This window comes from Tepidanaerobacter sp. EBM-38, from assembly GCA_001896545.1.
In the GTDB taxonomy this organism is placed as follows: Bacteria; Bacillota; Thermosediminibacteria; order Thermosediminibacterales; family Tepidanaerobacteraceae; genus Tepidanaerobacter.
In genome coordinates, this window is the sequence record MPOT01000025.1 from 113,861 (window position 1) to 125,482 (window position 11,622).

An 11,622-nucleotide genomic window follows, 5' to 3' on the forward strand; every position below is an offset into this window, starting at 1 on the left:
AGCCTTTACTCTGGTAAAAAAATACTTTTTATAATATTGTAATAAACAAAGGGGGTAGGGTTAGTGCAGGAATTCAAATACTTTGCGCCTTCAGATATAAATCAAGCCTTAAAAATTCTTGACAGTGTAAAAGGTGATAAAAGAATCTTAGCTGGAGGAACTGATCTAGTCATAGCTATTAGAGAAAGGAAAATAAACCCTGAAGTAGTAATTGATCTAAAGAATACCCAAAATTTGAATTATATAAAACAGGAAAACGGATACATCAAGATAGGTTCCATGAGCACCTTTACCGATGTTATTGAATCAGAACTCATCAAAAGAAAGGCAAGAGTACTTCATGAATCTTGTTATTCAATGGGTTCCCCCCAGATTAGAAACTGGGCTACAATTGGGGGTAACATTATCAATGCTTCACCGGCTACAGATTCTGTACCAGCCCTTATGGTTCTTGATGCTACAGTTAAGCTTGAGAGTGTTTCGGGGATTAGAGAATTCAAGGTTCAAGATATTTTAAAAGGTATAAATAAGACCAATTTAAATGAAAATGAGATACTGACAGAAATATCATTTAAGATACCGTCAGAAAACACTGTAACAGGTTTTAGAAAACTTGGTCGGCGTGCCGCTTTATCCATTGCCAGAATAAGCATAGCATGTCTTATTGAAGTTGAAGAAAACACTATGAGATGTCGAGACGCTAGAATAGCCTTGGGAGCAGTAGCTAAAAATCCTATAAGGGCGACTTCAGCCGAAGAAGTGCTAATCGGAAAAGATATCTCACAGAAGCTTATTGATGATTGCGTTGAAGTAATATCAGAAATAGCGGTGAAAAATATAGGAAACAGGCCATCGTTACCTTTCAAGCGACAGAGCATAAAGGGCATTTCAAGGGAATTACTGAATCGACTTTACATGGAATTATGGTCAAACTGATGGAGGTGACAGGTTTGGAAGAAGTAAAAATATCTTTTATTTTAAATGATGAAAGTGTATCGGTGGAGGTAGATCCGAGAAAAAGACTCTTGGATATGTTGAGAGAGGACTTTTTGCTCACAGGAGTAAAAGAGGGTTGTTCTGTGGGAGAATGTGGTGCTTGCACAGTTTTGATAGATGGGAGAGCGGTAACATCATGCCTTGTTTTGGCACCACAGGTCAATGGACATAGAGTTACAACTATCGAGGGTCTACAAAAAAATGGAGAGTTACACCCACTTCAACAGGCTTTTATTGATTCCGGAGCAGTGCAGTGTGGATTTTGCACACCGGGGATGATACTTGCTGCTAAGGCTCTTCTGGACAGAAATCCACATCCAACTCGTGAGGACATAAAAACTGCAATTTCAGGAAATCTCTGTCGGTGTACCGGTTATGAAAAGATTATAAAGGCAGTCGAAACAGCTGTAAAATATCTTGAAGGGAAAGATGAAAATAACAGGACAAATGATAGAAAAAAGACTGAAACTTTAAAAAAGCTAACTGAAGAAGCTATTTCTGATGATATAAGAGTGATAGGGAAAAGTATTATTCGAAAAGACGCCTTAAAAAAGACAACCGGAGAAGCTCTTTTTGCTGGCGATATGCGCTTTGAAAATATGCTTTACGGAAAAGTCCTTAGAAGTCAGGTTCCTCATGCAATTCTGAAGAATATAGATACAACAGATGCTAAAAGTTTGCCCGGTGTAAAAGCGGTTCTGACTTACAAAGATATTCCCGGAGCTAATCGTGTAGGAATCATACTAAAAGATGAGCCTGTTTTAGTGGATCATAAAATTGCCCGTATCGGAGATCCCATAGCTTTAGTAGCGGCAGAAACTCAAGAGATAGCCGAGGAGGCTCTAGAACGGATTAAAGTTGAGTTGGAAGAATTACCGCCCGTAGTCGATGTTAAAGAAGCTATAAAAGAAGATTCTGTAAAAGTTCACGGAGATACAAACATAATAGCAATAAAAAACCTTATTAAGGGCGATGTTGAAGAAGGGTTTAGAAAAAGTGACATCATTGTAGAAAACCATTATAAAACTAATTTTGTTTCACATATGTTTATTGAACCAGAGTGTGGTATAGGTAGTTATGAAAATGGAGTTATAACTGTGTGGTGCTCTTCACAAAATGTTCACTTTGATCGAGCTGAAGTAGCTCGTGTTCTAAATATGCCAAGAAGCAAGGTTCGAGTAATCCAGGCAGAAACCGGAGGGGGATTTGGTGGAAAACTAGACATATCCACTCAGTGTTATGCGGCTTTATTAGCTTATTATACAAAGAGACCAGTAAAAATCATTTACTCTCGAGTAGAGTCTACTATGGCTTCATCTAAACGACACCCAGCTATAATCAGATGCAAAACAGGTGCTACCAAGGAAGGAAAGCTGATGGCCTTGGATGCTGATATGATTCTGGATACAGGAGCTTATGCATCTTATGGGCCTGGAGTAATCACTAGGACTGTGGTTCATATTACAGGCCCTTATGATATTCCAAATGTAAAAGTTAAAGGTCATTTAGTTTATACAAATAATCCTATGGCTGGCGCTATGAGAGGTTTCGGTGTCCCTCAAGCAGCGATAGTTCACGAAAGTCAAATGGATATACTGGCAAAAGAGCTAGGGATAAGTCCCTATGAAATAAGAAAAAGAAATGTTCTAAAACCTGGATCTTACACTGCTACAAACCAACTGCTTACCTCAAGTGTTGGAATAGAAAAGACCTTAGATGCAGCAGTCGAAAAGGCAAAAGAAATGTTAAAAGGATGGGAGGGGATTCTGTGATAAAAACTGGAATAGGTATCGGATGTATGTGGTACGGTATAGGGAACACCGGCCTACCCAATCCTGCTGCAGCTTTTGTCGAGGTGCATAGTGACTGTTCAGCGACTTTACTCACCGGATGCGCAGATATTGGTCAGGGTTCCAATACTGTTCTTGCCCAGATCGTAGCTGAGACTTTAGGTATAGATTTTGAAGATGTATTCGTAACTTCTGCTGATACTGGGGTAACACCCGAAGCCGGTGCTACATCGGCCAGTCGACAAACCTACATTTCCGGCAATGCGTGCAAGCGGGCTGCAGAAATGGCTCGGCAAACCCTTGTAGATCTAGCTGCAGATCTGCTACAGGATGATAAAGATAAAATCCTTTTAAAAGATAAAATGGCTTTTGTAAAAGATACAGATAAATCCATCAGCATGGCAAAACTCTTAGAGGAATGCGACCGGCGTGGGATACTAGTAATAGGCAGCGGTTCCTTTAACCCGGATACAACTTATTTGGATGCTCAAACAATGGCTGGCATACCATATGCTACATATGCATTTGCTACTCACATAGCGGAAGTGGAAGTTAATACAGAGACTGGAGAAATTAAAGTTAAAAAAATTATAGCTGCTCATGACGTAGGAAAAGCTGTAAACCCGTCGCTGATTGAAGGACAAATTGAAGGGGGGTGTTTAATGGGTGCAGGTTATGCCCTTTTAGAGGAGGTTTTGTTGTCGAATGGTCGAATAACCAACCCGAATTTATCTAATTATCTATTATTCACAGCAAAGGATGTACCTGAAGTATACCCAATCATTGTGGAAGAGAAAGAAGAAACGGGTCCTTATGGAGCAAAGGGTGTCGGTGAACCGTCACTAATTCCTACAGCCCCTGCTATACTAAATGCCATTTATAATGCTACAGGTGAACGGTTTACGGATATTCCGGTGACACAGGAAAGATTTATCGAACAGACCTATTATAAATTTGACAAATAAATTGATTGAAGACAATTTTACTTTATATAAATCACCTAATTACTTATCAAAAATATAAATAAAAAGGAGTCTTAAATATGACTATTATAGCTATTAAAAACATAGGAACTTTGGTAAGTGGTGATATTAAAAAACCAATTTCTTCGTCTAACACAATTATCATTGAAGACGGGAAAATTGCAAAGCTAGGGAATGAGGAATTATTAAAGCAATACCAATGTGACAAGGTAATTGATGCAAAAGGCATAACCGTTACTCCAGGCCTTATAGACTCACATGTGCATCCGGTTATAGGAGATTTTACACCACGCCAAAACACATTAGGGTTTATTGATAGTTCCCTTCATGGAGGAGTAACCACAATGATATCCGCAGGGGAATGTCATACTCCTGGCAGACCGAAAGATGTAGCAGGAACTAAGGCATTAGCTATATTGGCACACAAAAGTTTCCAAAATATGAGACCTGGCGGTGTCAAACTTCACGGTGGTGCCCTCATATTGGAAAAAGGCCTTACAGAAAAGGATTTTGAGGAACTAGCCCGGGAGGGAGTATGGTTAGTAGGGGAGATAGGCCTAGGTAGTATTAACAAACCTGAAGACGCAGCCCCTATGGTAGAGTGGGCGAAAAAACATGGATTTAAGACAATGATGCATACCGGAGGTACATCGATTCCCGGTAGCACTACCGTTACAGCTGCTGATGTAATGCAAGTCAATCCTCATGTGGTATCTCATCTGAATGGAGGTCCTACTGCTATACCGATAGAAGAAGTAAAAAAGTTGATCGATGAAACATCAATAACCCTGGAAATGGTTCAATGCGGTAATTTCAAAGTATTTAAACAAGCTATTGAATGGTTGAAAGAGAAAAATCAATTAGACCGGGTCATCCTTGGTAATGATTCGCCGTCAGGAACTGGGATTATACCCTTGGGAATCTTAAGATCCGTATGTTTTATAGCTTCTATGACAGGTGTATCAGCTGAAGAAGCCCTATGTATGGCTACTGGCAATACTGCTCGTGTTTATGGCCTTAATGTAGGGATAATAGAAGAAGGTCGGGAAGCAGATCTTGTATTGATGGATGCTCCTATGGGTTCTGTAGGCAAAAATTGCATTCAAGCACTGGAAGCCGGAGATCTCCCCGGGATTTCCATGGTAATAATTGATGGAAAGCTAGTGGCAACAAAGAGTAGAAATACTCCTCCTCCCGCAATAAAAGCGGTTGTTTGCTAAAATATATACGGAGGTAAAGTGATTATGATTGTGATTGATTTGGAAAAATGCAGGGGCTGTAGTTTATGCGTTAAAAATTGCCCCCTTGAAGCAATCAAAGTTATTAACAAAAAGGCAAAAATAAATGATAATTGCGTTAATTGCGGAATTTGTTTCAGAGTCTGCACATTTGAAGCTATTAAAAGGACTGAAGAAAGGGCACCGGAGAATATTACATGTACCCACTGCCCTGTAAACTGTTCAATTCCACCGGAAAAAACCGGTGCGTGCAAGCGATATACTCATGTAAACGGAGAACTAATGAGAAATAGAAAGCTGGTAGTGGAAGCCATAACAGCCGAAACGGAGACAGCCAAGCTGCCTTATAAGCCGCTCATTACTGCTGTAGGCAGTGGTACCAACTACCCTTGTTCCTATCCCGCACCATATATTGTCAGTGAGTCTATTGATGGAGTTGATGTGATTACCGTAGTCACTGAAGCACCTCTTAGTTACAGTGGTGTCAAGGTTAAAATCGATACAAATCTTCACATTGGGGAAGAGGGGGCAAAAGTTCGACGGGATGGGAAGATTGTAGGAATGGTTACAACGGAGGAATATGGTTCTAAGATGCTGACTATTGGTGGTGCAAATCTCTTAAGCGGTAGCAATGATGGCTTTATAGTAGCCAGGACCATAGTAGACTTAGTTAATGGCCGCAGGGTTACATTAAAAGTGGATAAGGGAAGTACTATGGAAATTCAACATGGTTTTCCTCCAGTAATTGACGGTCAGGAAGAAAAACTGATGCGGGTAGGTTGTGGCAGTGCTACTGTAGGTATGTTTGCCAGGCAATTATCTAAGGTAGTAGACGAGGCGATAATTCTTGACTATCACATAATAGGGCTTTTATCGGAGCATATGGCTGGTAAGGCGGTAGGCATGGCTTATAGCGGTGTGGTTCCATACGGCCGCAAGAGTACCAACGGTAGATATTTTGGAAAACCGGGACACGGCTGGGGAGGAACGGAAATTACCGATCCAAGGGATGCCATAAAGTCCATAGATATGGGTATCGCCCGTTCTGGTATGAAAATATTGGTGACCGAAACTACAGGTCAGCAAGCTGCCCTTTTTGAGATACAAGAGGATGGTACTGTAAAATCTATAGAAATGCTCCCATCGGTGAGGGATGCAGTAAAGATCATTGCAGATACATGTGAGCGGTCAATGGTTTCGGTTATATATACCGGTGGTACTGGAGGAAGTGCCAGAGCCGGGGTGACTAATTTGCCCAAAGCACTTACCGATGCTATACATAGGGAAGAAATAAAATTAACTATCGCAGGAGCTCCAACTTTTGTGCTTCCCGGTGGTGGCATAAACTTTATGGTGGATGTTTCAAAAATGGTTCCCGAACCGTTAACTTGGGTGCCGACGCCAGCTACCGTTGCACCGGTGGAATACACTATGACTCGTGAAAAATACGAAGAAATCGGTGGCCATGTAAACCATGTTATGTCAAAACAAGAACTTCTCAAGAAACTGAAAGAGTCATAAAAAATGATGAACCAATTGGAGGACGGTCGAGTATTTCTTGAATATGGACCCATACGCATGTTAATGGATGTTTCAATTAAAGTACAAAGACAACCAGAACTGGCGTTTATGGTAGGCTTAGATGTTATTGAAGAGTTCAAAAGAGCTTGTGAATACATGTCTCTTATTAAAGGTCAAGATCGTGTAAGGGAGTCTGTACAAAACTATCCCATATCAGTACAAAAGATGCTAGCTGCAGTCAAGAGAGTAGGGGATGAAACCCTTACTCCTCTGGCGGCAGTAGCAGGTGCTTTTTCCGATATTGCCCTTGAAAAGGCACTTGCACTTGGAGCCGAAAGAGTCATTATAAACAACGGCGGAGATATTGCATTTAAAGATATAAGGGGAAATCCTATAAAGATAGGTATTCCTGTGTCAAAAAATTCTCCTACCCCCTTTTTAACCCTGATGATTTCCGATAAGAATGTGACTGGAATTTGTACCAGTGGGATAGGAGGTAGGAGTTTTACTAAAGGCATAGCTACTGCAGCGGTAGCCATAGCTGAAAATGCTGCCTTGGCAGATGCTTGCGCTACATATCTTGGTAATGAGACTAATGTGGAAGACCCTGAAATAATTCGATGTTATGCAGAGGAGATAGATTCAGAGACTGACATACCCGGCCATCAAATCACACTGAAAGTAGGATGCCTAAGCAAGAAAAAGATATATAGTGCTTTGTTAAATGGTATGAAGGCTGCGGAGGATATATATGAACGACACATAATATGGGGTTCTATATTATGCATAGATAAAGAGATAGTAACTGTGCCATCGGAAATTAATATCTCTTGAAATACTGCATACTATTCATAATATAATGATTATTTACCGTATAACCTATTTTTATAATTGTACGGTCAACATCTAGTGCGTTTGATTATAATTAGAATAATGTAGAAATAATTGACTTTTGATAGTAGAATAAACAATAAGCGTAGAGTATGCTTTCTAATGATATAATTTACAAACGTGTCTTGTTCTTTTTATATAATCAAAAAATGTGGGGTAGCAATATGCTGCTTAATGCTTTAAACATAATTGAGAATAATGAAGTAATATCTCTAGTGGGGGCAGGAGGTAAAACCTCTTTCATGTATGCCTTAGCCCGTGAACTATCCTCATTGCAGAGGAGAGTCCTTATAACAACTACAACTCATCTCAAAAAACCTACGGGAAAAGCTTATGAACTAATGATTCTAGAAAATTGCCCCAAAAGAGCCGCCAATAAAATAAACCAAATATTTGATGCATCGAACGTGGCTTTTTGGGCAGATAACGAAGTGTCTGATGGAAAAATACGTGGGTTATCCATGGAAAGTATTGATATTATCGCCGATATGGGCATTGCCGATAATATACTAATAGAAGCTGACGGATCCAAAGGCTTGCCTATAAAAGCGCCTGCATATAATGAACCTGTTATCCCAAAGAAAACAACCATATTGATAGGTGTAATTGGGATTGATGCTCTAGGTCGCACTATAGATGACAAGACTGTACACCGGCCTGAATTTTTAAGCATGATATCAGGGAAACCTTTAGGTGGGATTATCGATGAGGCGGTGATACAAAACCTAATATTTTCTCCATATGGTCTGTTTAAAGGTGCTACAGAGCAAATGAAGAAAGTTGTTGTGATAAATAAAGTTGATAATAATCAAATATTAGACCTTGCAATAAAGTTGGCGGAATCCATAAAAAACGTAAGCAATATAGAGATTTTTCGCATTTTACTCACATCTTTTAATTGTGAAACTTCTAGAATCAAGGTGATTTTATAATGGGAGAATCATCAAAAGATAGTATAAAAATATGCGGTATTATTTTAGCGGCAGGGGAAGGGAAAAGGGCCGGTGGAGGCAAGTTGAGTAGGGATATTCAGGGAAAGCCCATGCTACAGTGCGTTGTTGAGATGGCAGTACAATCTAGTCTAGATGATGTCCTATTGGTCACTGGATATGAAAGAAATTTAGGTGAAAAAATAGCAAAGCGTGCTGGTATTAGATCCTACTATAATGCCGACTATCCATTGGGTATGAGCACATCGCTCAAGCTGGGGATATCTAAGGTGCCCCAAGGGATTTCTGCTGTTGTAATAATATTAGGAGATATGCCGTATATTCAAAGGGAAACCTTAGATTCTATTATTGATTTACATAAAACAACTAGGAGTAAGATAATCATCCCTGTCTACAATGGAAAGAAAGGCCATCCGGTTTTAATGGCTTGCACTTACAATGATGAAATATACAATATCTCAGGTGATAGGGGAGCACGGGAAATTATAAAAAAGCATGTTGATGAAGTTGTATACTTAGAGACTGGCGATCCGGGTATATTGCAGGACATCGATTATTAATTTATTATGAGGTGATGGTATTGGAAGGTTCTAAAGTAATAGAGAAGCTTGCTTGCATGATAGCTCAAAATGAACCTGCGGCACTAGTAACGGTAGTGGAATCTTCTGGTTCTACTCCCCGAGGGCCAGGAAGTATGATGTTAGTTGATAAAAAGGGTGTGCTTTTGGAAGGGACTATTGGCGGAGGAATTCTCGAAGAAAGGGCTAAAAGCGATGCGGCCGAATGTCTCAGGGTAAAGGAATCGAAACTTTTTTTCTATGAACTGGGTGCGGAAAATGAAAAATCATTGCCTATGATTTGTGGTGGAAATATTAGGTATTTTGTTAAAGTATTTCCCAAAAAAAAACGGCTTATAATTATAGGAGCCGGACATGTAGGGGAAAAACTATGTAAAATGGCTAATATTTTAGGATATACGATTATCGTTGTTGATGATCGGGAAAACCGTGCTACGAAGGAGAACTTTCCGGAAGCAAGTCAGCTTCTTGTGGGTGATATTCTGGAGAACTTGAGGAAAGTTTCTATCGATGAGAATACCTGCATAGTAATAGTAACACATGCTCATAAATATGATCAAGCTGTCCTGGAGGCTGTAATTGATTCAAATGCATTATATATAGGTATGATAGGGAGTGTTTCTAAAGTTAGGACATGTTTTGAGAATTTACGGGAAAAGGGTATATCCAATGAACTCATTGGTAAAGTTTACTCTCCTATAGGTTTAGATATAGGAGGTGAATCCCCTGAAGAAATAGCCCTTTCCATTATGACTCAAATTCAGGCTATTACTTATAACAAGAGCGTGCCGCACATGAAGTATATTATGAAACAAAAAAATCAGGAGGGCTGAGCTTGCAAGATTTGGTGGTTTTAATAAAGGGTGCCGGCGAAATGGCGTCTGCTGTAGCGCACAGACTATACCGATCGGGATTTCAAATTATTATGACCGAAGTGGAAAAACCCTTGATGGTACGAAGGCATGTATCTTTCGGGAATTGTGTATATGAAGGAAGTTGGCAGGTAGAAGGGGTTAAGTCAAAATTGGTGAACGATTTAAGAGAAATCCGGAGTACTTTAACCGAGGGCAAAATACCCGTGTTAATTGATGATAAGTGTCAACTTTGCCAAGCTTTAAGTCCTAAAGTGATAGTTGACGGGATTTTGGCTAAACGAAACACCGGAACAACCATAAACGATGCACAGGTAGTCATTGGCTTAGGGCCGGGCTTCGAGGCAGGTAAAGATGTTCATGTAGTGATTGAGACAATGAGGGGACACGATCTGGGACGAGTGATTCTAAAGGGAGCCGCACAGAAAAATACAGGTACTCCGGGCCCAATTCAGGGTATTACAGATGATCGAGTATTGCGGGCACCTAGAGCGGGAGTGGTTAAAAATATTCTAGATATAGGGAGCCTTGTAAAAAAAGGTGACATTATAGGTAACGTAGGTGACCAACCGTTTACTGCAAAAATTGATGGGATTTTGCGGGGATTAATTCATGATGGTTTAACCGTTAAAGCAGGGCAAAAGATCGGGGATATAGATCCTCGGGGCCAGGTAGATTACTGTAATACCATAAGTGATAAAGGTAGGACTATTTCGGGAGGAGTATTGGAAACCATATTGTTGCTTTTAAAGGATGTAAATCTGTAAAAGGTGGAGAAGAAAGTGAAGTTGGTTTATAAAATATGGGTTGAGGGCAAGACTAAAGCTTTTGGTGAAGGTCCCTATGAACTCTTGAGGAAAGTTGAACAACTGGGATCTTTGAATAAAGCGGCTCAAGATATGAATATGTCTTACAGTAAAGCTTGGTCGATTATCAAAAGAGCCGAGAAGGAGCTAGGCTTTAAACTGGTAGAAAGCAACACCGGGGGTGCTGGTGGTGGCGGTTCATGCCTTACATCTCAAGCCAAGACCCTGTTAAACAAATATGACGAATTTTGCAGTGAAGCTGGGGAAATACTTACAAAACTATATAATAAATATTTTAGTGAGTTGCTTTAGAGCATTTTTTAATGAAAGCGTTATTCGAACATAAATACAACGCTAAGGAGACTTGCTATGGGATACAAGAATTTGCTACTGCAAGGCGATATCGGCATAGGTAAATCTATAATTATAATGGATTCAATAATACCTTATATCGACTTTGTCGGAGGTTATTATACTCAAAGGATATTGAAAAATAAACAAAAGGTAGGTTTCTTGATAAATCCCATAGAGAGTGTAAAAACCTATGGTTTGAATCGGGATATCAAAGACATAAAGCCGGAAGGAAGACAGCGGCTATTTATATATAAAAACCCCAATGGGACTTGGTCTTTTGATAACGAAGTCTTTACATACTTTAGCATAAAATATTTATCAAAGGGTCTGCAGCAGCGTAAAAAACTGCTTATAGCTGATGAACTTGGAGGTATGGAGTTTCAAAGGGATGATTTCCTTCAGGAGGTAGTAAAAATTTTCCTAAGCGATGTGCCTGTTTTAGGTGTATTAAAATCCCATAGCAATTTTCAAAAACTAAAAAAGACCACTCTTTTAAAAACAACCTATAAAAACGTGGAGCAATTCAAAAGCTTGGTAAGCCAAAAGACTCAAATAATTCTGTTAACTCCAGGGGCGAATAACAATGAAGTTGTGTCACAGGTGCAGGCATTTGTGAAAAAATCTATCACAGCAGTAAATTAAT

12 protein-coding genes are annotated in these 11,622 nt (G+C 39.7%); all 12 read left to right on the top strand.

All coding sequences use genetic code 11. The features are described 5' to 3' along the window. The first annotated feature begins 63 nt into the window (after positions 1-63). The 12 genes from BUC45_RS02390 (at position 64) to BUC45_RS02440 (ending at position 11,621) form a co-directional block, all read left to right on the top strand. Positions 64-936: a xanthine dehydrogenase family protein subunit M gene (locus BUC45_RS02390; protein ID WP_013777535.1), complete on the top strand. Its 873-nt coding sequence runs from the start codon at positions 64-66 to the stop codon at positions 934-936. 5 nt (positions 937-941) lie between these two features. Further along, complete coding sequence (locus BUC45_RS11965; RefSeq protein WP_366749564.1) at positions 942-2,768, top strand: molybdopterin cofactor-binding domain-containing protein; 1,827 nt, start codon at positions 942-944, stop codon at positions 2,766-2,768. Beyond that, positions 2,765-3,751, top strand: a complete 987-nt coding sequence (locus BUC45_RS11970; protein WP_013777537.1) for a molybdopterin cofactor-binding domain-containing protein — start codon at positions 2,765-2,767, stop codon at positions 3,749-3,751. Before BUC45_RS11965 ends, BUC45_RS11970 begins: the two co-directional genes overlap by 4 nt. Before the next feature lie 77 nt (positions 3,752-3,828). After that, positions 3,829-4,989: an amidohydrolase family protein gene (locus BUC45_RS02400; RefSeq protein ID WP_013777538.1), complete on the top strand. Its 1,161-nt coding sequence runs from the start codon at positions 3,829-3,831 to the stop codon at positions 4,987-4,989. A 24-nt stretch (positions 4,990-5,013) separates the two neighbouring features. Beyond that, entirely contained in the window at positions 5,014-6,528 is a 1,515-nt protein-coding gene (locus BUC45_RS02405) for a 4Fe-4S binding protein (RefSeq protein WP_296970044.1), read from the top strand. Positions 6,529-6,531: 3 nt separating this feature from the next. Beyond that, complete coding sequence (locus tag BUC45_RS02410) at positions 6,532-7,362, top strand: UPF0280 family protein (RefSeq protein ID WP_296970046.1); 831 nt, start codon at positions 6,532-6,534, stop codon at positions 7,360-7,362. Between the two features lie 221 nt (positions 7,363-7,583). Further along, positions 7,584-8,351: a selenium cofactor biosynthesis protein YqeC gene (gene yqeC / locus BUC45_RS02415; protein WP_015294905.1), complete on the top strand. Its 768-nt coding sequence runs from the start codon at positions 7,584-7,586 to the stop codon at positions 8,349-8,351. Continuing rightward, positions 8,351-8,929 carry a nucleotidyltransferase family protein gene (locus tag BUC45_RS02420; protein ID WP_296970047.1) on the top strand — a complete coding sequence of 193 codons (579 nt, stop codon included), beginning with the start codon at positions 8,351-8,353 and terminating at the stop codon, positions 8,927-8,929. Before yqeC ends, BUC45_RS02420 begins: the two co-directional genes overlap by 1 nt. A 14-nt stretch (positions 8,930-8,943) precedes the next feature. Then, positions 8,944-9,780, top strand: a complete 837-nt coding sequence (locus BUC45_RS02425; protein ID WP_296970087.1) for an XdhC/CoxI family protein — start codon at positions 8,944-8,946, stop codon at positions 9,778-9,780. A gap of 2 nt (positions 9,781-9,782) precedes the next feature. Further along, positions 9,783-10,586, top strand: a complete 804-nt coding sequence (yqeB, locus tag BUC45_RS02430; RefSeq protein ID WP_296970049.1) for a selenium-dependent molybdenum cofactor biosynthesis protein YqeB — start codon at positions 9,783-9,785, stop codon at positions 10,584-10,586. Between the two features lie 15 nt (positions 10,587-10,601). Then, positions 10,602-10,937: a LysR family transcriptional regulator gene (locus tag BUC45_RS02435; protein ID WP_296970051.1), complete on the top strand. Its 336-nt coding sequence runs from the start codon at positions 10,602-10,604 to the stop codon at positions 10,935-10,937. 57 nt (positions 10,938-10,994) lie between these two features. After that, a complete protein-coding gene (locus tag BUC45_RS02440) occupies positions 10,995-11,621 on the top strand; it encodes a nucleoside-triphosphatase (RefSeq protein WP_013777546.1) in 627 nt (208 codons plus the stop codon). The last annotated feature ends 1 nt before the right edge of the window (position 11,622 follow it).

What these genes read in the sequence shown, in the direction of transcription:
- BUC45_RS02400 (WP_013777538.1), top strand. Translation starts at nt 3,829, where the DNA reads ATGACTATTATAGCTATTAAAAACATAGGAACTTTGGTAAGTGGTGAT.
- BUC45_RS02405 (WP_296970044.1), top strand. Translation starts at nt 5,014, where the DNA reads ATGATTGTGATTGATTTGGAAAAATGCAGGGGCTGTAGTTTATGCGTT.
- BUC45_RS02410 (WP_296970046.1), top strand. Translation starts at nt 6,532, where the DNA reads ATGATGAACCAATTGGAGGACGGTCGAGTATTTCTTGAATATGGACCC.
- yqeC (WP_015294905.1), top strand. Translation starts at nt 7,584, where the DNA reads ATGCTGCTTAATGCTTTAAACATAATTGAGAATAATGAAGTAATATCT.
- BUC45_RS02420 (WP_296970047.1), top strand. Translation starts at nt 8,351, where the DNA reads ATGGGAGAATCATCAAAAGATAGTATAAAAATATGCGGTATTATTTTA.
- BUC45_RS02425 (WP_296970087.1), top strand. Translation starts at nt 8,944, where the DNA reads ATGGTATTGGAAGGTTCTAAAGTAATAGAGAAGCTTGCTTGCATGATA.
- BUC45_RS02440 (WP_013777546.1), top strand. Translation starts at nt 10,995, where the DNA reads ATGGGATACAAGAATTTGCTACTGCAAGGCGATATCGGCATAGGTAAA.